The sequence below is a fragment of the Microcoleus sp. K5-D4 genome, from assembly GCF_036704575.1.
Classification (GTDB): Bacteria; Cyanobacteriota; Cyanobacteriia; order Cyanobacteriales; family Microcoleaceae; genus Microcoleus.
Map to the genome: position 1 here is coordinate 53,873 of NZ_JAUBSD010000019.1, position 21,341 is coordinate 75,213.

The following is a 21,341-nucleotide window of genomic DNA, read 5'->3' on the forward strand; positions in this document are numbered from 1 at the left end:
AGCTCTGTCGCCTTACTTCAAGAGCCCGATAGCCTTGACAAGCTGTTCCGGCTGTACCTCCAAATAGCGCTGGAGACTCGACAAATTTTTGTGTCCCGAAATCTCCATAATCACCCGCAGCGGCACCCCCGCATTGCTCAAATTAGTCAGCGCCGTCCGCCGCATCGAATGTGTTGAAGCCCCCTTAATTCTTACCCGCTTGCAAGCTTCTTTAAAAATCACATCCGATGCGGCGCGAGTCAAAGGCTTCGTATTGTCTCGCCCCGGAAACAAAAAACCCGCATCTGGATTGTAAGCCTTTAAATACTTAGCCAGCATAGGATGGAGCGGCAGCGTTCGCGTTGCTGATTTCCCCTTTGTCGTCGCTTTCCGCAACGTGACTGACCCCCCAACAATGTCGTGAGTTGTTAAAGCTAACGCCTCTGAAATGCGGCAGGCACAGTAAAAAGTTACAGCAAACAAAAGCCTGTCCCTTGCTGTAATAAAACCCCGGTCAAACAGTCGGTCAATTTCTGCGGGCGTCAAAATCTTAGCGCGCCCATTCCCAAGAACCTTCACGGCGCATCCTTGACGGGTAAATTCCTTCATTATTGGACGAAAGGGGCATTACGTCAAGTAGGCTAACTGGCTTCTATTCTTTGATGGCCAACCAAATCCGACTTAATCGCTTTCTGGGCAATCGGAGGCGCTTGTTGCAACTCACTTCCCGCTTATTGCTATTCAACTGACTCGAATTCTCGGGAAAGTTGATAATCGGCAATGTGGCGATCGCGTCGATGAGGTCTCTGAAGGTAACAGGTTCAAGGGCTGTCATAACACCGCGCCACCCAGAAAATTATTAGTAACTAATCTAATTATACTATTGTTTGATTCTACCTGCAACCTTTTTTGCTGGCTGGTTATATTCTGAAGAACAAGTCATCAATATTCTCCAATAGTCCTTCTACTTCCCGGTGTGGTTCGATTTGGAGACGTTTGTCGATCCTCGCACCTCGCTGACGAAAGCAACTACACCTTTACTATACCAGTCTGCTGCAACCGGACTTGACATCAACGCGATTGGGCGGTATCTCAAAAAACTGATAGCCTAGCCAGAGTTTGGCATTGAGAATAGTTCGTCAAATATAGATTCCAATTGATTGATTTAAGGAAATATCGCGCTGCAATTTCTTTATCAAGAAATTGGCCTAAAAACCTATCAAAACAAATCTGTTGCAGTCGATGCACAGTTAAGAACTCATGTCAATCTCAAAAGGAAAGCGAGATTTGATTTCGGGCCTGCCACTAAAACAGTTGAAGGATCTACCACCTTCAACTGAGTTGCCTGCAAATTTTGCCCAAATTCATCCCCCGCGCTTTGAGTGTGGCGAGATGGTGCGCTGGGCCGATGTTGGCGAAGAAGCCGATGGGGGAACAGTTATCGGCAAATTTTACAACTACGAACAGCGCCGTTGCTGTTGGATGTGGTGCTACGTAATTTGGCTGGCTCCTGATTCCAAGAGTGCAGCTTGGTGTCAATTTGATACGGCGTGGGAGGAAGATTTAGAGAGGTGTGAGGATGAAAAAGCCGCATACTTTGACAGATAGAGAACGCAATTTGATTGCAGTTTACAGCCAATGCCAATTGGGCATGACGCCGAAACAGTTTTATGTCAAGTGGGGGGTAAGTTACGAGCAAATTGCCTCCATTTGTTCCCGCTCTGATTCAACAGTGCAGGGTTGGTTTAAGCGGGGAAAAAATCGAAGATTTCCTACTGCTGTAGATTTGCGCCATTTAGCAGTAATGGATTTTCTCCTGGAACACTTTGAGGAGATTCCCGACATACTGGCGAACTTGCTGTGTCCGCATTCCGAAGATAAGAAGGTGCGTTAGAAAAGAATTTGAGCGGTTGAAAGCACAAACCTAATTAATTGTCAAGGTCAGCGTGACCTGTCTTGAAGAATATTCTCTCAACTAGCGTAATGGCAAGCAAGGAAAAAAGAACGCAACCTGTTACTGTCGCTGGTGAGGTTAAAATGACTTATTTTGAGAGATTGCATCCGTGGTGCATCATTAAGCTGCTTCCTAATTGTCAGCGTATTGTTGTGGCGCGATTTCGCAGGAGGAGGGATGCAGACGATCATTTTCGGGTTTTGCAACGGTTTGTCAAAGAATTCACATTTGTGATTGTTTTTGACATTCCACCAAAGCCTACTTTGCCTAAAGAATAACGACGCAGCTCTGTTTGAAATCGAATTAATCGAGATACCTGCGTTAGATTAATATCAGGAATTACCCACAGACTCTATCCGTAGGTGCACTTGGCGCACGTTACCGCTATGAGTAGTGTGTTAAGCCAATTTTTGCGTAAGTCCTGAATATATCGGCTTTCCCGCAAATTCTCTCAGTTATAGAAGCAACTGATAACTGGGAGAATTTTTTATCAATTAGGTGCTGTTAACTCGATAGATTGTCAAAGGCAGGCTTGTTAAAGTGTACTAAGTGTAGAGCTTTTTATTCTAGTCTTGATTGACGCTCCAGAGCCATCGCATTTTGTACCGAGCGCTCTAATTATATGAGTAAAAATACTCAAATTAATAGTTGTGCGATCGTAGATGTGGCTGATACCAGTATAGCTGGCAATCGCTACTTAGCCTCTCCTCTAACAACAGCTAAGTCATTTCCTGCAATTGGAGCAATAACTATTGGTTGAGGAAACCTCAAAATTAAAAGCTACCCCTAACGGGAGAAGTTAAGGAATAACCAACTTCTTGCTGTTATGAACGCTAACAAGTCTATTATAAACCCCCACAAAACCTTTCTTGAATCAGCCAGCCAGCACTCCTCTCAAATCCAAGAAGTAGTTGCAGTAATTTTCCCTTTCCTCATTCCCGCACCTGCCGAAGAACATCCCTTCAAGTTAAACGATATCGTTAAAACTGGCAACCAATACGGTACTGTTACTTCTCTCAACAAAAATGAAAAACCTGTGACAATTACTTGGGACGCAATTTCCGGCGAAGATTCATTTTCTTGGACTTATAACCTCGACGAAATCCGCGCCCTCAAAATCTCTCTCGTTCCTAAGTTTATCCCCCAAAAAACTGCTGGAGAACTTCCAACTTGCACAACTATCGTACTCGCTAATTCCGAACAGATACAATTTAGTAATGCAACTCCTTTCAAAGTAGAATCGCTGAGCGAACACGACATTCTCATCTCTACTCTCGACCAATTTTATCTCTTTCCCATCAACTTGTTTCCCGGCTACCTGACAAGTTGTACTATAGATATTCCTGCACCCCAGCAATTAAAAGACGCCCGCTGTTTGTCTGTCAATGAACTCAGAATCAGAGCTAAGACGCATTTAGCTCTTGAAGTGCCCGATAATTTCTTAGAATTCGCTATGCCGCTCCAAAAACAGCAGTTGAAAGAAAAACTAGCTCGACAATTGAGCGAAGAAAATTACGAACTTCTCGACTTTAACATAGCTTGGGAAGAAGCCTGGAAGCAGCAGTTAGAAAACCTAACAAAAAAACAAGGCTTCTACGGATTTAGAGAGGGATATTGCATTTTACAGCACCGAGAAGGAGTTCAACGAATGGGGACAGTTATTACCTTGAACGTTGAAAATCCACGTCCATTTCAAATCCAGTGGAACAGCGGAGAACTCCAAAGTTACAGCTTGACAGAACTCAAAGGTTTGAGCATAGCCCGCATCGAACCCCTTGTTAAATTATCGCCCAATATGGCTTATCAAATTAGCGAAGATGGCTCCTACTTTAGAGCTTGGATTGGGTTCCGTACTAAAGCGTTAGCTAAGGCTTGGCTAATACCTGTCAAAAAGCTAGTCGGCAACCTTAGCAACTTAATTGATTGCCAAATTCCAGATATTCCACATACAGGATCTAAATACGAATATGCTGTAGAATGTCCCCGGCATAAAACATTAAAGAAGCGTTTAGAAGCTCTCGCAAAAGTTGCTGAACTTGATTTAGAAAGGATGCCCTTTAGAAGATGAGTGGGAAGTTGCGATCGCTCCAAACGTTTAAGGTACACAGGGCTACTGTACGCAGATGGTTACAACAAATCGAACTCTCTTGGGTAGCCGATCGCTCTCGATGGGCGATCGAACTCTCTTAGGTAGCCATCTAACTTGAGGAATGGGCGATCGCGCGTTAAAGCTCTCTTGCTTAGCAAAAATGTTGAACGAACCAAAAAATAATTAGATACACGAAAAAAATTGAAGAGTTGCAAGAGTGTATATTTCAGATATATGTCAAAATAGCGCTTGACGGTTTCAGTGTTAGGATAATTTTATGATAATATTTTATTCAAATCCCATCGAGGTACTGTAGTGAGTAAGTTGGTAGTGTTGAGTTTTGATAGAAAGCGCTCACCTTATTTGAGTGCTTTCTACAAAATTGACCCTATATCAATGGCTACCTTGAAATAGTTAGAAAAGTTGTGTGAAGGTATATCTACCATTAAAGCTGAATCATCTTGTAAATGAATTTATACATCCAGTTTTCGTTCAGTAAACAACTGAGTTGCTCGTAAATGTGGCGGAGTCAAAAAAAGAACAATTTATTCCTCAATCTTTCACTTAAACAGATAATTAAAACAGACAAATTGAGTCAATTTACCCCACTGCAAATTCAGTAAATTGACGCACGTAAGGAGCTTTAAAAGCTAAAACAATATCTTCTTTAGGAACTCCAGCAGCTACCAACTCATTCGCTACTCCTGCTTCCGTTCTATCCCTCTGAATCCAGATTTTTCCATTTTTTATATCAACGTGAATTACACAGCCGTAAACCCGTTTTTGCTCGTCCCAGCCCAAATGAAGCACTTGATAATGCTCCCGTTCAGTGTCAAAAAGTAATTGTACTTCTGTCTCAGTATCTAGGTCATTCCCGGAGTGTTGAGACAGAATTGTTTGAACTAATTCTCCGTAATTTATTCTTTCCATAAAACTATCTCCTCTTTAATAGCTTCAAAAATGAGTAACTTGAGTTCATGTTCAGCGATTAATTCTTGAATAAATCGATTGCTGAAAAAATCATTGTACACATCTTGGTTTATTGCCAAATACAAAATCCTATTTGGTTGTTTTTTTCGGAGGGCGGAACGATAGCTGAGAAATTGACCTAAAGCTATATAAAAGCTAGCTAAATCTGATGCCCCAACAAAAGACTTAATCTCTACCGCAATCTTGAAACCATCTTTCTCGGCTGCGAGAACTTTCTCCCCTGCTAAGTCGATAAAAAAATCCAGTTCCTCTACTTTGATAAAGAGAGGATCGTGAGTAATTATCCATCCCTCCTTTTCTAAGGCTGAACGAACAGCATTATGAAAGATATCTTTAGCTGACATATATAGTAGAGTAGCAAACTCAAGAATTTTATTTAATTCTGCTAGCTGCTCTTAATTGAGAGAGGGCCGCGTCATTCCGTCATCATATCATCACAGCGAATCCCGATCGCCCTCCAAAACTTTCCCGCTATCCGCCTCACCCTCGATAAAGCAATAGCAGGTAAAAAACAGTCGCCGGCAAGTTCGATGTCCACGATGCCCACGTGTTTAGCGATGGCCGCATCTGCTTCAACTATTGAAGGAGGAGGCTTGCTCACCTTAGAGCAAGAAGAAGCTAAACATCAGTGTTTTTAGTTATAGGGCCAGGAAATGGCGTTAAGCTTGCTCACCTTAGAGCAAGAAGAAGCTAAACATCCCTTTGGGCAACAGGCTTCAGCAGTTACCTGCATACCGGGCTGTTCCCCTTCTCGATCGACAACCTCTCGAACAACACCCTCTAAAAACGAGATCCCCCCACTTAGTCACACTTAAACAGTTCGCGATCATCGCACTCCGACTTCTTGAAACCGGGTTTTTTTTACCAAATCTGCGTTGCTCCAATGAAGTATTTTCGTAAAAAATCAGGTCTCTGGGCCCCATGCGTAAGTCCTGGCTCACAATTTACCTGCGGGCAAGGCATACAAAACCTTGCCCCTACCTCCCAAAAATTAATTCAATTGAAAACCATGATGCTGTACATTTCCGAATCTGTTTTGCACTTCATTCAGACGGAGAGCGCCAACCATCCGCCCGAACGCTCTGGAGCCATTTTAGGGCCTGTAGGTCAGCCAATTATCACCCGCTTTCACTTCGATTTAGACGAAGAAGCCCAGACCAGCAGTGCTAGCTACCTTCCGTCTCCGCAGCTAACAAGCGCGGGTGCTGCAGCTAGAAATGATAGAAAGACTAAAGTTTAAAGACGTAATATGCTGTAACTCCGACTAATTAGGTGATAAATAAATGAAAAAGCTAACGCTTATTAGGAGAACGATAAAATTAGCATCTGGCACTAACTAATGATTCAAGCCTTACTAGAACAACCCCAGAAACTTACACAATTTGCCTTCACGCTCAAACCGCAACAGCAGCAAGCCCTTGACAAATTGAGAACCTTTCTAACCACTACCGAGTCATTCTTCTTGCTGTGCGGCTACGCAGGAACTGGAAAATCCACAATAGTCTTTCAAATTATCCAAGAACTCTTGAGTCAAAGCAAACGCATTGCCCTCACAGCACCTACTAACAAAGCAGTCGGCATTCTCAGAAAAATGGCAGCGTCTCAAGGCATTTTCGGAGTAGATTTTATGACAATACACCAACTTTTAGGATTGGGCATGGTCAGAAAAGAACAAGAAAAAGCCTTGTCACAGACAAGTTCCAGCAGCCTTCACCTCTACGATATCATCTTCCTCGACGAATGTTCGATGGTTGGAAGCGAATTGTGGAAATGGATAGAACGCAATTTTGAACGTACATTCTTCAATCACCGCAAGCTAATTTTAATGGGCGACCCCGCTCAACTCAATCCTGTAGGAGAAAAAAAGTCGCCTGCTTTTAGCATTACCAATAAAGCTGTACTGACCCAAGTTGTCAGGCAAGCAGGGGAAAGCCCTGTGCTCGATTTCATAACAGAATGCCGCTTTTTTGTCAATAGTAAAACCGACATATTTTTGCCGCATTCCAAATACAAAAAAGGAGACAAGTCAAACGGTGCATTCAAAGTCAAATCAGAAACGCTGCTACAATATGCTGTCAAAACGATCGATCGAGAATTTAGTCAAAATCCCGATTCCTTCAGAATTCTGTGCTGGACTAACAAACGAGTCAAATACTACAATCAGCTTATCCGAGAGCAAGTCTACGGTCAAGCTGCATCCAGATTTGTACCGGGAGAAAGGCTAATTACCAAAAAACCCGTCATGGCACCTGACGGCAAAACCGTAATTTTGCCGACTTCAACGGAATTTACCGTCAAGGAAGCTGAGATTAACCAGCACTGCGGCTATCGAGTTTGGCTGCTAAAAATTGTGACTGATGACGGTTTATTTCGGCAAATCTTTGTCCTGCACGAGTCTGAAAATAAACGCTACCAAGCTGAACTTAAAGAAAAGCTCAAGAGTGCCAAACGCAATGGATTTCTTTGGAGGAAATACTACTGGTTCAAAGATGACTTGTTTGCTGAAATTGACAATTGCTTTGCTTTGACAATTCACAATTCGCAAGGCAGCACTTTTGATGAAGTTGGCATTGACGGAAGCGACCTTTTCAGCAGATTGTTAATCGGTCAAGATTTGAGCAGTCAACAGAAACTTAAAGAGTACCATCGACTTTATTATGTCGGTGCAAGTCGCTGCCGATATCGGATATTATTTGTGGCCCCCAATGACTCGTACTCAAACAATAAAATTTTCAAGTACAATGTAAACTTCTCAACCAAGAGGTAAAGTCTTCAACCAAGAGGTAAAGTCCTCAACTAACAGGTAAAATCCTCAACTAACAAACACATACCTGTGTAGAAAACAGTCAGTAACGATCGACTTTCAGAAAGCTTCTCCATCGGGACTTACGCTGCATGAATCAATCTTTATACTATTTGTAGTAGTAACGTGTGCCATCAGCACCCTACAAGTACAGGAATTACGCAACTGGCACAATTAGTAAGGTACGTTACTATCCCCAACCCTCGATACTCGCCTTATAACGAAAGTCTGACGCACCCTATAAATCGATTGGAGTATGCCAGTTGCGTAATTCCTAAAGTAGAGTCTGTGCGTAAGTCCTATTTATAAAATAAGGCGAACAAGGAAACGAAAGGGCAAGGGGAAAGAGAAGATAAAGATGGAGAAAAAAACTTTAGTTGTGGGTTGATAGCAACGCTCAAAAAATCAATAATTGTATCGCTCCCCCCCGAGTTAGATACAAAATGTCTACCCTTCAATCCTATGTTTTTAAGCGTGGGCTCCTTCCCCTTATCCTTTTCCTTCTCTTTCTCCTTCTCTTTCTCCTTCTCCTTCCCCTTCCCACTTCTCTTTCTCAACAACCTGAATAAGTGCTGCTACCGCAGCGGCCAATCGCACCCTTGACACCAGACTAATTATGGCGAAATCTCAACTGACAAGAACACCCCATAAAGAGGAAGTATTGGAGAGAGCAGTTAAGAAAAAACCCTCGACTGCACCAGCACATAATTCTGCAAAGACTGTGAAGAAATCAGTCAAAGCAACAACTGAAACTTCCTCAGTTTGCGAACCCTCAACAATTTCTCCAGAAGAAGTAGAAGCCTCGCAAAATTGCACAAATTTTGCAGCACTTCCAGCCGTCGATGCTCCTTCTCTAGAAACTGTGTCAAATGAGGCAATATTGCCTTCTTCTTATCCTCTCCCATCAGCTATTGAAATTGCCTGCGATTCAAGAGAATTCAACGATTATGTACAGGCTCTGAAAAGCATCATTCCCAGCAATAGCAGCCATCCCATTTTGTCCAATATTTTGATTGAAGCTGATGCTGAAACTCAACATTTGCACCTGACTGCTTACAATTTAGAATTTGGAATGCAAGTGAGCTTTGGTGCGAATGTCAATCAATCTGGAAAGCTTACCCTCCCCGCACCCATACTTGCTGACATTCTGGGAAAATTTCCTAACGGCAGCCTTACCTTAAAGAGTTCTTCTGAAATTATTAAAGGAAGCGACGTTCCATCAGTCAGTGCCACTCTGAGTGCGTTAAGAAGCAAGCACGCCATTCGCGGGCTAGCAGCGGACGAATTTCCGGCTATCCCCCGCGTTCCACAGAAACTTGTAACGCTTCCTGCTAGCGTGTTAATTTCTGTCCTCAAAGCTAGCTTATTTGCTGTCAGTTGTGAGGAAAACAAACGCATTTTAACCGGAGGTAATTTTCAAATCAGTCACGACGCAGACAGAGGACTCGATAAACTGAGAGTTTGGACGACAGACGGGCATCGGGTAGCAATGGTTTTAGGATTGAACGAAAGCAGCAATTCCCACCTTTTGAGCAGTCAAATAATTAATTTTACTGTCCCTGCTAAGGTACTCCGGTTATTAAAGCGTTCTTTGAATTCTGCTGACAAAGTTACGATTTACTATGAAGGTTTGCCAGAGCAACCTAGTAATTTTGTCGCATTCGAGTGGAATAATTGGCGGTTGACAACGAAGTTGCTAGAAGGGCAATATCCGGTTTGCGACCAAATTATCGCTCCCTATCGACATCAATTTAGCCATCAAGTGGTGGTTGAGAGGCTGAGCTTTTTAAAAGCCTTAGAGAGGTTAGCTTCTCACAGCGACAAGTCTCACCTAACAGCTATTTTAGAATTCGATTTAGATGCCCAACAAGTGCGAGCATCACTCAACAATACTCTCAGTTCAGGAACTGAAACAGTTGATGCTAAACTCTGGGGCTGTGAGTTTCGTCTAAAGTGCGACATCCGCTATTTGATTGATACAGCTAAAGCGATTGCCAGCTCTGATTTGCGGGTGTTAATGGCAACTTCTACCACTCCCCTACTGATTGCACCGTTTGGAACGCCAGCGTCAGGTACAGAGGCTTTAGAGTGCGAATATATTGTCGCTCCGCAAGAATAGTTGAAAGGTGGGAGTGGGATCTAAATTTGATGCCCTCTCCTGCCAAAATTCGGAGCCTATTCCTGTATAATTTAGGAGGGTTTAAGTGGTTCTTTGCCACACTAAACTGTCTACAAATGCCACATATATTTTACTACTTTTTTTGGTTATTAGCAACGTTTTTGCGGGTAAATCAGTGATTTTTAATGTTTCTCTTTATTGGTTAAAATAACATCGCAACCGCCGAAAATTTTGCATATTCAAAAGTCCCAACATCGCAAGTAAGCGGGGTGTAAATTGCCCCAGTTTTGCGCTCTGGAATCAGTTTCCACTTGCTCAAACTTTTTGCTTTCGATTTTTCCTTCATGGCGCAATACGGTTCAGTTAATTTTTTTTCCGAAGAGAGCGAATAGCGAAGCATAAGCCCTTCGGGCAGGCACGCGCCTTCGCAGTATCTATTTTTCACAGTGTTTTGTCTCCATGAGTGTCTTATCTGAACCGTATTGCTTCATGCCGTGCTTTTTTGCTGTATCTCAGCAGCAGATGGTTTAGCAATTTTTCCTTGCGGTAGTGTGTTCAGCGCGATCGCCAGCGCCAACAACTGAGCCAGGACTAACGCCAAAAATACTTGGTAACACTATTAGTAGCGGTAAAATACACAATTTTTACACTACAGATAGAGCTTATGCGTAAGTCCTATGAGTTTAACAACTTTAGGCACAGCTCCCCTATCGGGGAATAGTTACCAGAAGTATTCTAACCACTCAAAATGTACCAACCACTGCACCTCAAATACCGACCCAAAAACCTCCAAGAATTAGTGGGCCAAGACACCATCAAAACAACCTTGACCAATGCCATCACCTCCGACAAAATTGCTCAAGCTTACCTATTTACTGGCCCCAGAGGAACAGGCAAAACCTCAACCGCTCGCATTCTTGCTAAATCCCTCAATTGTTTGAATAGCAAAAAGCCAACCGCCACTCCTTGCGGGGAATGTTCAAGCTGCAAAACCATTGACTCCTGTTCAAGCTTAGACGTAACTGAAATCGATGCTGCCTCTCACAATGGCGTGGATGATGCCAGAGAATTAATACAACACAGCAACTTTGCGCCAGCGATGAGCCGTTACCGCATTTGGATTTTAGACGAGTGTCACCAACTCAGTATCAGCGCTCAAAATGCTCTCCTCAAATGCCTTGAAGAACCTCCGGCTCATGTGGTATTTATTCTGTGTACGACTGAAGCACATAAAGTCCTGCCGACAATTATCTCCCGCTGCCAAACTTTTAACTTCCGATCTCTGTCAGTTGATGCTATTGTGGGACAATTGGACAAAATTAGCGTCGCTGAATCTATTGCGATCGCAAATTCGGCAATGCGGGCGATCGCTCGCACCTGTGACGGAGGGTTAAGAGATGCCCTGCAACTACTCTCTCAGCTTTCACTGCTAAATTCAGAGATTACGGTTTCTTCAGTGGCAGAAGTCTCTGGCAGCATTAGCGAGGAAGACTCGATCGCCCTTCTCAAAGCCATTCATTCTGGCGATACCTTAAGCGTACTGCAATCTTCGAGAACCCTGATTGACAGCGGCAAAACCCCCAAACTGATTCTCAGCAACTTGCTAGCAGCAATGAGAGATTTGCTCATTGTCAAATCAACGCGCCACTGCCAGAATTTAATTACAGGGCCCGTTGGCTACTCACAACTGCGATCGCTCGCTCTTCATCTCGATTTTGAAACAATTGATGCGGCTTGTGCACAATTGCAAAAATCAGAATTTCAATTGAGAACCAGTACGAATGCTGCTACCTGGTTAGAAGTCTGCTTGCTGAACTTGATAGGTAAGAGCGAACCCGCTGCCCCCGAAATGCGATTGCCGGCCACTTCCCAATCTAATCGATTTGACAAACTTGATAAAAGCCCTCAAGATGTTAAGGCTACTGCTCCTGCTCCTGCTCCTGCTCCTGACTTAGAGGCAACTTGGGCGCAAGTAATAGCAGCAGCGAAACCAGGCAATCGCGATCTCTTGAACCGAGCTAAAATTGCAGAACTTTCTACTGATTCATGTGTGTTAGTAGTAGAAAGAAAATACACTACTAAGTTTAAAAGTCACCTTGAATCCGTGCAGCGTATCGTCACTAAAGCTCTAGGTCGTTCTGTTAATGTCACTGTCAAACAACAGGAGGATTTAGCAGCATGATCTATATCTTAATTGGGAATGATACTTACGCGATCGCCAGAGAAGTGGAAAAGTTCAAAACTCAAACTCACCCTCTCTGGCGAGATTTCAACATCCACCGCTTCGATGCTTCTTCCCTGGATGCTGCCCTCTCTGCTGCTGCTTCAGTTCCTTTTGGCGGAGGAAGCAAACTCATTGTCGTTGAAAATTGCGATTTTAAGCAATTTGGAGAAACTGGGCTAGAATTGCTGCAAATCTTGCCCCAGTTACCTACCACGACGCATTTAGTCTTCACTGCTGGTGCGATCGACAAGCGGCTTAAGGTGGTCAAGCATTTGTTGCAGTTTGGTCAACTTAAGGAGTTTACTCTCATTCCTCCTTGGCGTACTGATTTGATTGAAAGTGCGATCGCTGCTACTGCTAAACAGATGAATCTCTCAATTGCCAGAGATGCTGTCAGCTATCTAGCGGTAGCCATTGGCAACGATTCTGCTAGAAGAGTTAGTGAACTGGAAAAATTAGCCATTTATGCCGCGGGCGATCGCATTACGAAAGAGGCAGCAAAAGCCCTTGTTCCCGCTACCACAGCCAGTAGCTTTCAACTTGCCGAAGCCCTTTTAAGAGGTCAAGCAGTGGCGGCAATTAAGGTGCTTGACGAATTGCTCTCAAGGGCAGAGTTTCCTGTGGCAATTATTGCTACTCTTCAAACCCAGTTTAAAACTTGGCTGTGGGTAAAAGCTACTCTCAATTCCTGCCAACAACGTTCTGATAGCGAAATTGCTAGTATGTGCGGAATTAGTAACCCCAAACGGCTGTATTTCCTTAAGCAGGAGGTTAAGGAAGTATCTGCGAACTCCTTAAGTCGATCGCTCTCCATTTTGTTTGATTTAGAAATCGCTCTCAAAACAGGAGATAAGCCTGACTCGATGTTGCCTGCTTTGCTCAGAATCACTCAATTCACTCACCTTAAATAACAGGAAAGCGCTGCCGAGTTAATTCGGCAGTCTTTCATTAAAGGTAGCGTCAAAAACGCTGTTTTTTCATTACTTATCAGACTTATTTTCTAACATTTTTGCACTCAAAAAATGTACAATAAGTCCAGATTTGTTACAAAATTTTACGGGGACTAAAGTCTAAGAGAGTCGCTTGCATGGAGCGGACTAAATAAAGTTTCGCTCGCTTTCCGCTTACCATATTTTTTATGTAAGGTAATTTCGTCAATGCCAGTTACAACCGACTCAGCAGGTGGAGTTGTATTGTTTGCCCGGATGCTTGGTGCAAGTCGTAGCTGTATGTCGCTGCCGCTTTCCTCCCCATGTCTAAAGCCAGGGGCTTCTCGCTCGTTTTTCTGGTGAAAGTCAGTTAACTGAGCTACCCAAAAACCGTTTAATAGCAGCTCATCTTTCCTGCATCATCCAAACCAGAAAGCCCAAGATTTGCTCAACCGGAGGAAGCGGATAATCTGTAAGGTCAATGGACGCGCATTGCTCTTCTAGTTTAAGAAATCGCCAAACTGTACCGCTAGTCACCGTTCCATAAATCGTCGATATCGGCTGTTGCTTTTGTTGGTTAAAGCGTTGAGCTGCCACCATTTCTGCAAGACATTGCCCTAGAGCCGGTTTAAGGTCTTCTTTCTTGGCTTCCACCAATATAACTGCAGGAGCTTTGATAAATAGTTGCTCCGGGGAACGACTCAGGAGAAAGTCAACATAGCCTGTAAGTTCAGCCTCCGGTTCTACATTGAATTCTTCGCCCGAAAAAACGCTAATTTGTCCGTGAAGTTGGCGTTTTACTTCGAGTAGCACAGGATTGATGATACCCTCAGAACGAGCTTTCTCGCTACTCACCGCGATCGCCCAAGGAATTGTTTCTCTCAGAGTATCCTGAAGTAAAGCACTAGGAGTGACTGGGGAGATTTCTGGTAGGAATCGTGAGCCTTCAATGATTGTGAGATTAAAATCATCTACAGCTTTGCTGAGAGTAAATTTACTGTAAGGCATAGGTTTATTATTCTCAATCACATACTATAACATTTCTGGGTTAAATGAGGTACGTCTGGTAATTGGTAATTGGTAATTGGTAAACTGTCGCGTCTTTAAATTATCTACTTAAATCCTTGTAGAAAAAGCGTAAAAATTTCTCCCTCTCTCCCCTTCTCCCTCTCTCCCCCTCTCCCTCTCTTCTTTGCTACCTTCCAACCTTCAACTCGGAACTGCACTCTCTCCCCTTCTCCCTTTCTCCCTCTCTTCCCCTCTCCCTCTCTTCCCCTCAATCCCAACATACACTTTAGATGCTCCGCAGCTTAGGCAGTTGACACCTCACTTGCTTGAGAACCGCTATATACATGGCAAGTGTACTGTGTTAATGCTAGCGTCTCACGAGGCGGGGCGTGAGCGCAGTGAGCCAGAGGCCTACCGTTTCCCTAGTTCCTGAATTAAAACCCATAATTGCTACCCAAAGCAGTCCGACTCCCAGTTTTTTTTTCTATTTCCTCTCTCGTTCTTTTTCCTACCTATCGGTAGTAAGAGAGGAAAGATTCATTCTTAGAGTGACCAATGCCTCCCAATTATATCAACCTTCTTTCCCAACTAATAGCCCGACCTGATTTTCACCAAAATAACTTCCCAGAAGCAAGCCATTTGCAGCCAACTGCAACAGCCGATTTGTGTGATTTTTTAGGCGAAGAGGTTATTTATCAGACAATCGCGACTGCTACAACTCCTAAACTCTACAAAATTCCTCAAGACTTGCCGCCTTCAATAATTTCTGCTTTGCACCGCCAAGGCATTCAACAGCTTTATTCGCACCAAATTAAAACACTCAAAGCCGTGCGCCAGGGCAAAGATGTCATCCTCAGCACAGCAACAGCTTCTGGCAAATCTTTAAGTGCGTACTTGCCTATTTTAGAGGGCATTCTCCAACATCAATTTACTGCGCTCTCTATTTATGGCTTGAAAGCTTTAACAGCCGACCAAAGTCAAAAACTTGCCGATTTGCTCCAACTGATTCCTGAGCCTGCGCGCCCACGCCTTGCACTTCTAACTGGAGATACTCCTCCCCAAACCAGAGAACAATTATTGGCGGCAAATCCTAGCATAATCAGCGCAACACCAGAGTTAATTCACTATGCGCTGAAAGGCGTTCACTGGAGTCAGCCTTGGCAGCACTTTTTAAGTCGCCTCCGCTATATTGTCCTAGATGAAGCTCACACTTTTAACGGAGTTTACGGAGCTCGACACATAGCTAGCTTAATTCGCCGCTTAAAATTGGCAGTAGACGAGCGCGGAGGTTGTTCTCAAAAACTGCAATTCCTGATGTTGAGTGCTACTGTTGGCAATCCCGTTCAATTAGCGAAGTTACTATCTGGTAGAAGTCGAAAGCGAAATATCAATAAATCAGAGCGGTTAGTTTGGATTAACTCTAGCGGAGCTGCTGTCCCAGAACGGCAATTAATTGTTACTAAACCGACTCATGATGCTAATTCCGATGTTGCGCGCATCATTATGTTTTTGTTGCAGCAAGGGCAAAGCGGAATTTGCTTCGGTAACGGCAGACAAGCAATAAAGAACTTGTGGGCCACTTTTAAGCAAGAAGCTGTAACTCAAACTAACTCGGGAATTGAGTCGCAAGTAGCAATTTTCTACGGCAGTTTAACCAGCGAGCGCCGCATGGGAATTATTAACTCTTTGAAGTCAGGAACAGTTAAGTGTATCCTCAGCACTAGCGCTCTCGAAGCGGGAATTGATTTGCCTCAACTTGACTTTGCTATTATTAGGGGATGGCCGGGAAGCTTGCAAGCTTTCAGGCAGAGGGCTGGCCGGGCCGGTCGCACAAACTCCGGTTTAATTATCTTCATTCCCATTGCACAATCACCTTTGGATAACTATTTTGCCGCTCGCCCTGAATTGTTGCTGTCGGCAGAATCTGAATTAGTGAGCTTTAATGCCAATTATCCCATAGATATTGCTAAACATTTGATGTGCGCGGCTGTCGAAACAGGCATTCGGGCCAATAAGCTCAAGCACTACTTTGGCAAAAGCGCTCCTCAAATTGCAACGGCTTTAATTGAGCAAGGTGTTCTTCACAAAAGCCGGGATAAATTATGGGCAAAAGGCTTTCCGCATAAAGATGTAAACTTTCGAGGGGGAACGGGTTCTAGCACGATACAACTGGTGGATGCGGATACTCAAGAAGAGATTGAACTTCTCAGTGCGGAGATTGCTTATCGAGAGGTATTTCCTGGTGCTATTTACCGCACGCAAAACTCAGACGGCTGTTTGGTGACTTATACTTCGCGCTCACTCTTGAATGGCAAAGCTATTTTACAAAACATCCCTGAAACTCGACTGTTTACTCTAGCGATTAGCCACACTGATACCAGCCTCAAGCAGAATTTGAGTTTGCCTCAACAAATCCCGTTGGTTATTCCAGAAGTTGAAGGAAATGTTCAAACCAATTCAACGGATAGTAATGCAATTCCAGCTCAAGCTATTCTGGAACTGGCTTGGGGAGAAATTAGCCAACTTGTCACGGGTTATCAATTATTGACTCGCAATTATCAGTTAACTTGTCTCAATAGAAAATGCGTCAATTACCGAGAGCCTTTATCAAAATGTACTACATGTCCTGTTTGTGGCAAGAGAACTCGCTCGGCTGAGCTAACATCGGTTCTTAATGAGGTAAACTTTGAGCAACCTTACGAAATCAAATTTGCGACTCCTGTACTGCAAATTAGTTTGAATTCCCCGGTTGAATGTTACCTGCAACAGGTAGTAACAGCTACTCGCCAGGAATTGCTTCAGTCTCAACAGGCAATTCCTCCCGGATATCAGCAGTTGTGGGAGTACCCCGCGAATTTGTTGGCTATTCACAGTTTCGGTCATCAAATTATAGCAGCTTTACCTCTGACTATTTTGGCTTCAGCTAATGATGTGAATTTTCTGGTAGAGAAGAGAGGTGCAAATGACTATGCAGGACTCTTTTACGATTTAGCAGAAGGGGGTTCGGGAACCTCGGAAGCTATTTTTCGTTCTCTCCCTCAATTAGCTCATGCGGCTGCTGAGTTAGCCCGCAGTTGTTCTTGCAGTTCGGGCTGTCCTAAATGTTTGATTCAGTCGGGATGCCCTGATGGCAATAAAGCTTTACTCAAGCAGGTGGGGCTGCTGCTGTGCGAAGCATTTTCTACTCCTTAAATATAAAAAAATTGGTGGAATAGACGGCTGAGAAAGGGGAATAAGGAGAGAGAAATAGGGAAAAGAGGACTGGGAATAGAGTGTAGCTTTTGTGTTTGAAAATAGCTACACTCTATTCCCCAATTTTTTTTACTGTTTTTATTAAACAAGACGCTGCTTGCATCAACATAGAATTGTGCGAACCGCTACTGCGGTTTTTAGGGGTGCATTTTTCAGACTTGTACTCATGAAAAACAAGCTTGTCTTACCAGTTATTGACTCCAAAACTAGAGAGTTAACGCTGTTACATTTCAGAAAGCAACCCTATAAACCAAAGAAAAAGCAAGCTCTAATCCCTAACCTAAAACGAGATTTAAAGCCGGGCTGGCTTTTAACAATTGTCGCACAAATAGACCGATGTTTATGGGGAAGGTGGGATTATTGGGCTTTGTGTCAAGCTGTCCCCGCTCATGCCTGGATGCGGTGGAAGATGGAACCAATGCTAGCTATTCTGGAGAACAGAAAACCCGAAAAATTACCCAAATTTGTAATTGAGGAAACTTTGCCATCAGAACCGATTCCGCAAATAGAATGGCAATATTCTTCTGCAGCAGAAGCAATGCTAGATAACACTCTCAATTGCATTCCTCAACATGGAGAATGGAAAACTTGGTCAGCTTGGGACTATTTAGAATTTTTCTTGGACTGGGTTTTGTTCGCATTCGGACATCCAGCTTACAAGATTTTACCCAAAGAACCCGCCGGCTGTGAAGGTGCATCAATGCGTCTTTATCAGATGTTTGACCTGTCAATTCTCATGCTTTATCCTGAAGATTATATGGGCAGACTGCTACCCCAAATTTGCGGAAAGACTGCTCAAAAAAGTTCAGGGTTTTATCCGACACCTTTAACTTTGGGTCAGTTCATGTCTAAGTTAGTCAGTGGTGATAAGACAGAGCGAATTTCCAGATTCAATGAACCCGCTTGCGGTACGGGAGCTTTAATGTTAGCACAGTCAAATTACTGTTTGAGCGGTATCGGTCAAGATATAGACCCTACTCTGTTAAAATGCGCTTTGTTTCAGTTTTATATGTTTTCACCTTGGTTGGCTGTTCCGATTTGGTGGTTGGGTCAAACTGACTTGCTCCTCGGCAATAGTTTAAGTAGCGATCGACCTCAATCAATGAACGCCACTTATTGGTACAATGAGTGGTTTGAGCCTGTCGAATCTCACGCTAAAAATGATACTGATTGTCCAGTCGAACCTGAAATAAGTTCAGGAGAAAGCTCAGAATTTATTGACTTGAACGAGAAGACATCAATTCATTCAAAGACAGTAGTTCAAGAAGTAGTTAAGGGGAAACGCCGACCCAGAAATAAGACAACATCGCCTCACCAATTTTCGCTGTTTAATTTGGACGATTTCTAGTGCCATATTTACTGTCAGCAATGATGGTATCGCTATCACTGCAAACTTCTGAGAATTTCCCGCATTGTATGGCGTAAATGTATCAGACAGCGAACCTTAATCTTGCAACGGATAGAAGAGATTGCCCAGCTTCTTCCATGCCCGAGAAGCTGGATCTCGCCGCTTGCTCCATTCTTCAAAGGAAGCACTGCCTTCTGAAGCAGCATTTTCGACGCCAGAAGCGCTCACTCCCAACCGTTTTGCTAGGTCAGCAGCTTTCAGGGAGCCCAGCACCACTGGAGACTGCCGTGCAGGAGCGTGTTTAGAGGAAGTTTTACTGAGTTGGCGCTGAACTCCTTCAGTTTCTAAGGCTGCGACTCGAAGAAGCAAATCAGCAATTTCTGCTTGCAGTTGGGCAAGAGTCTCCCTTGTTTCAGAAGCTACCGCAACGACCGAGAGCGCTGGGGCTGCTTCAAAGAATTGCTTGAGGATTTTGACGAGCGCAGCACTTTCCGTTAGAGACTGCTCTGCCATGTAGTCGCGTAACTTTTGGTGCTGGTCTGGCGGCAAGTAGCCCACAATTCTGATGTTGTTGGTTGCCATTGGGTCTCTGCTTTGGGGTACTTAGTCAAGGTGAATCCGCGCTGATTTTTGAGGGGAGAACTCACTGCTGGCTGAGCTGGCTGACCGGAATATGCTGTCAGTATGCCTTTAAAGCACACTGACAGCAACAATAAAGTATGCCTGTGTGTGCTATAGTAGCACAGTCAATTAGTAGCTTGATCTTGAACCGAGTTTGGAATCAAAACATGAGTAGGCTTGACTTCTGAACCCAAACTGATTGTAGAAACTGCTGCTTTGAGGACTTGTGCAGCCCAATCTGCTACAGCCAGCCCTTGAGTTTTAGCCGCATCTTGCATCTGGGCTTGCAGGTGTATCGGGAGCTGTAGAGTTAAGGTAAAAGTATCGCGTTGGGCTCGTCTTGCCTTTTTGACTAACTCTGGCTCGATCCATCGATCGAGCCACAATTTACATTCAGCTCCGCGTTCGTTACCATCCTTCTCAATAAAGCTTAGTTTGCCTAGCTTGTGACAATAAAAACTCTGGGGGTTGCCTTGAATTGGCTCAAAACTGCAATGATAGCAGTTCCAGCAGCTTCGCCATTGAGTTTCTGTCTGACTGGATGTTGCTCCCAATCCCCCAGCATTCTCTTGAGGGGCTGCTGAAATCTCACGGTTTGACGATGGATGATTGGTTGAAAGAGTTCGTTGGTTTTTGGAACTGTTCTCGTTGTTAGACTTATTCCTCGAAATTTTTTTCTGGTGTTCTTCAACAACTCGGGCAACGTGAAAAGCCGTAAGTTTGCCGTTCGGAGCAGTAGAAACGGCTTGAGCCCAAGCCCTAGGCTGCTCTTGAGAGGGTAGTGCTGTTAGAGGGCGAACTTGGCGCTCATTGGCGGGAAGGATTTGTGCGCCATGGCGCACATTTTCATAGACGGTTGCCGCCTCGATCAATTGGTAAGCCCAGCGACGAGACATTTCCCACCGATTAGTGCAATAGTCTTCAAACGTCGAGAAGTCTTGCCGATAAAGGCGCCGATCCCGGATCTGGCCCAAAGCTTGCCCTATTTCCCAGAAAGCTTTCAAGCTCCGTTCGACTGTAGCTTCCAAGCTGCTTAATTCTAATGCTTCAGCATCAGTGAGCGTACTGCTCTGGGCAGACAAATCTTTAGCGTCAGCTTTGTTTAGCTGGCAGTCCTGTGCAACTCTCGCAGTGAGTTCAGCGCTGCGAACAACAGACAAGTTATGTGCATCAGAACCGCGAACTGTGTTGGAGGATGACATTGATGTTCCGTCCGTCTTGCGCGGTGCAAGATTAAGTATTGCATAATGCAAGAGTAGTTGCGTAATCGATTAAGGCTTTGATTGCTCAAATTTTGTAGAAAGGGCGTAAAATAGCGAAAAAGTATCGGCTTCAACGCAGCAGAAAGTAAAATAGTGTACGGTAAAAGCGTTAGTTGACATCCTCCGGGTGCGTTCGCGCGCGGGGATTCCCAAGACCGCTCTTTGGGCTTCCTCTTTCCACTACTCGGCTTACACTCGGAGGAGTCTCCTCAGCCAAACTCTTGTCGGTGTCTCGCAAGGGCGTTAGTTCCCGTGTGCCCCAGGACTTTAAACCTAAATTTTCGGTAAGCAATTGTGACTGTTAGCTCTGTATCTTCTCTTATACTCGATCGCCAAAAGCGGCTGACTCAGTTGATCGAGCTGCTGCTGAAAGAAGGCTGGACTCAAAGCGCTTTAGCGTCCGCTATCGGAGTAGATTTTTCAACCGTATATCGGTGGTTAAAAGGGAAAACGATACCCGAATCCGATTCTAAGAACTTTCGGCAACTGGCAAAGTTAAGCGGTGGCAGTACCAAGACTCTGCAACTTTATTTGGATGGAGAAATATCCCTATCAGTTTATCAACGCGGTTTGGATGAGGTGGCGATCGATCAAGTGAGTGGCAGCAAGAGGATAGGCTCTGAAAAAATTAAAAAAGAAGTTTTAGCAAAGATTTATTCCCTCGATCCAGATGATATTGCCGATATCATTTCTTCCTCAGTAGCATTTTTAGCCAAACTTGTATAGTTGGTAACAAGCAGCCTGCACCCTTACGGTTTTCAGT

The 21,341-nt window shown here is 44.1% G+C and carries 22 protein-coding genes; 14 read left to right on the forward strand and 8 right to left on the reverse strand.

Annotated elements, in window-relative coordinates; translation table 11 throughout:
* Positions 1–12: 12 nt before the first annotated feature.
* Complete coding sequence (locus QUA77_RS08680) at positions 13–588, reverse strand: site-specific integrase (protein ID WP_333449865.1); 576 nt, start codon at positions 586–588, stop codon at positions 13–15.
* A 43-nt stretch (positions 589–631) separates the two neighbouring features.
* Positions 632–814, reverse strand: coding sequence for a hypothetical protein (locus QUA77_RS08685; protein WP_015179663.1), 183 nt, complete (start codon positions 812–814; stop codon positions 632–634).
* A gap of 425 nt (positions 815–1,239) precedes the next feature.
* Here QUA77_RS08685 and QUA77_RS08690 point away from each other — a divergent pair, with 425 nt between their 5' ends.
* The 6 genes from QUA77_RS08690 (at position 1,240) to QUA77_RS08715 (ending at position 4,123) form a co-directional block, all read left to right on the forward strand.
* The gene (locus tag QUA77_RS08690; RefSeq protein ID WP_333180745.1) at positions 1,240–1,587 is read left to right on the forward strand and encodes a hypothetical protein; all 348 of its coding nucleotides are present in this window, start codon (positions 1,240–1,242) and stop codon (positions 1,585–1,587) included.
* Positions 1,559–1,873: a helix-turn-helix domain-containing protein gene (locus QUA77_RS08695; protein ID WP_333180744.1), complete on the forward strand. Its 315-nt coding sequence runs from the start codon at positions 1,559–1,561 to the stop codon at positions 1,871–1,873. The genes QUA77_RS08690 and QUA77_RS08695 overlap by 29 nt, the downstream gene beginning before the upstream one ends.
* A 143-nt stretch (positions 1,874–2,016) precedes the next feature.
* Entirely contained in the window at positions 2,017–2,211 is a 195-nt protein-coding gene (locus tag QUA77_RS08700) for a hypothetical protein (protein WP_041623899.1), read from the forward strand.
* A 344-nt stretch (positions 2,212–2,555) separates the two neighbouring features.
* Positions 2,556–2,693 (forward strand): hypothetical protein, encoded by a 138-nt coding sequence (locus QUA77_RS08705; RefSeq protein ID WP_333449866.1) that lies wholly within the window; start codon positions 2,556–2,558, stop codon positions 2,691–2,693.
* Positions 2,694–2,759: 66 nt separating this feature from the next.
* The gene (locus tag QUA77_RS08710; protein WP_333449867.1) at positions 2,760–4,001 is read left to right on the forward strand and encodes a hypothetical protein; all 1,242 of its coding nucleotides are present in this window, start codon (positions 2,760–2,762) and stop codon (positions 3,999–4,001) included.
* The gene (locus QUA77_RS08715) at positions 3,998–4,123 is read left to right on the forward strand and encodes a hypothetical protein (RefSeq protein WP_333449868.1); all 126 of its coding nucleotides are present in this window, start codon (positions 3,998–4,000) and stop codon (positions 4,121–4,123) included. Before QUA77_RS08710 ends, QUA77_RS08715 begins: the two co-directional genes overlap by 4 nt.
* A 499-nt stretch (positions 4,124–4,622) precedes the next feature.
* Here QUA77_RS08715 and QUA77_RS08720 read toward each other — a convergent pair whose 3' ends face one another.
* The 3 genes from QUA77_RS08720 to QUA77_RS08730 all read right to left on the reverse strand — a co-directional run bounded on the left by QUA77_RS08720 (position 4,623) and on the right by QUA77_RS08730 (position 5,613).
* Complete coding sequence (locus QUA77_RS08720) at positions 4,623–4,952, reverse strand: XisI protein (RefSeq protein ID WP_333180868.1); 330 nt, start codon at positions 4,950–4,952, stop codon at positions 4,623–4,625.
* On the reverse strand, positions 4,940–5,356 hold the full coding sequence (locus tag QUA77_RS08725; protein ID WP_333449869.1) for a XisH family protein: 417 nt from the start codon (positions 5,354–5,356) through the stop codon (positions 4,940–4,942). The genes QUA77_RS08720 and QUA77_RS08725 overlap by 13 nt, the downstream gene beginning before the upstream one ends.
* Before the next feature lie 71 nt (positions 5,357–5,427).
* Positions 5,428–5,613, reverse strand: coding sequence for a hypothetical protein (locus QUA77_RS08730; protein ID WP_333449870.1), 186 nt, complete (start codon positions 5,611–5,613; stop codon positions 5,428–5,430).
* A 408-nt stretch (positions 5,614–6,021) separates the two neighbouring features.
* Between QUA77_RS08730 and QUA77_RS08735 the strand changes: the two genes are divergently transcribed.
* The 5 genes from QUA77_RS08735 to holA all read left to right on the forward strand — a co-directional run bounded on the left by QUA77_RS08735 (position 6,022) and on the right by holA (position 13,069).
* The gene (locus QUA77_RS08735; RefSeq protein WP_333449871.1) at positions 6,022–6,252 is read left to right on the forward strand and encodes a hypothetical protein; all 231 of its coding nucleotides are present in this window, start codon (positions 6,022–6,024) and stop codon (positions 6,250–6,252) included.
* Between the two features lie 99 nt (positions 6,253–6,351).
* On the forward strand, positions 6,352–7,779 hold the full coding sequence (locus QUA77_RS08740) for a DEAD/DEAH box helicase (RefSeq protein WP_333449872.1): 1,428 nt from the start codon (positions 6,352–6,354) through the stop codon (positions 7,777–7,779).
* A 652-nt stretch (positions 7,780–8,431) separates the two neighbouring features.
* Positions 8,432–9,934 (forward strand): DNA polymerase III subunit beta, encoded by a 1,503-nt coding sequence (gene dnaN / locus QUA77_RS08745; RefSeq protein ID WP_333449873.1) that lies wholly within the window; start codon positions 8,432–8,434, stop codon positions 9,932–9,934.
* A 748-nt stretch (positions 9,935–10,682) separates the two neighbouring features.
* A complete protein-coding gene (gene dnaX / locus QUA77_RS08750) occupies positions 10,683–12,116 on the forward strand; it encodes a DNA polymerase III subunit gamma/tau (RefSeq protein WP_333449874.1) in 1,434 nt (477 codons plus the stop codon).
* Positions 12,113–13,069 carry a DNA polymerase III subunit delta gene (gene holA / locus QUA77_RS08755; protein ID WP_333449875.1) on the forward strand — a complete coding sequence of 319 codons (957 nt, stop codon included), beginning with the start codon at positions 12,113–12,115 and terminating at the stop codon, positions 13,067–13,069. Before dnaX ends, holA begins: the two co-directional genes overlap by 4 nt.
* A gap of 423 nt (positions 13,070–13,492) precedes the next feature.
* Here the strand turns inward: holA and QUA77_RS08760 are convergent, their stop codons facing one another.
* Positions 13,493–14,095, reverse strand: coding sequence for a hypothetical protein (locus QUA77_RS08760; protein ID WP_333180887.1), 603 nt, complete (start codon positions 14,093–14,095; stop codon positions 13,493–13,495).
* A 555-nt stretch (positions 14,096–14,650) separates the two neighbouring features.
* On the opposite strand from QUA77_RS08760, the gene QUA77_RS08765 reads away from it, so the two are divergent.
* Together QUA77_RS08765 and QUA77_RS08770 are read left to right on the forward strand one after the other, a co-directional pair.
* Complete coding sequence (locus QUA77_RS08765; RefSeq protein ID WP_333449876.1) at positions 14,651–17,287, forward strand: DEAD/DEAH box helicase; 2,637 nt, start codon at positions 14,651–14,653, stop codon at positions 17,285–17,287.
* A gap of 226 nt (positions 17,288–17,513) precedes the next feature.
* Positions 17,514–18,695 (forward strand): hypothetical protein, encoded by a 1,182-nt coding sequence (locus QUA77_RS08770; RefSeq protein ID WP_333449877.1) that lies wholly within the window; start codon positions 17,514–17,516, stop codon positions 18,693–18,695.
* 96 nt (positions 18,696–18,791) lie between these two features.
* Here the strand turns inward: QUA77_RS08770 and QUA77_RS08775 are convergent, their stop codons facing one another.
* Complete coding sequence (locus QUA77_RS08775) at positions 18,792–19,277, reverse strand: hypothetical protein (RefSeq protein ID WP_333449878.1); 486 nt, start codon at positions 19,275–19,277, stop codon at positions 18,792–18,794.
* 164 nt (positions 19,278–19,441) lie between these two features.
* Positions 19,442–20,518 carry a hypothetical protein gene (locus QUA77_RS08780; RefSeq protein ID WP_333449879.1) on the reverse strand — a complete coding sequence of 359 codons (1,077 nt, stop codon included), beginning with the start codon at positions 20,516–20,518 and terminating at the stop codon, positions 19,442–19,444.
* 354 nt (positions 20,519–20,872) lie between these two features.
* Between QUA77_RS08780 and QUA77_RS08785 the strand changes: the two genes are divergently transcribed.
* Positions 20,873–21,304 carry a helix-turn-helix transcriptional regulator gene (locus QUA77_RS08785; RefSeq protein ID WP_333449880.1) on the forward strand — a complete coding sequence of 144 codons (432 nt, stop codon included), beginning with the start codon at positions 20,873–20,875 and terminating at the stop codon, positions 21,302–21,304.
* The last annotated feature ends 37 nt before the right edge of the window (positions 21,305–21,341 follow it).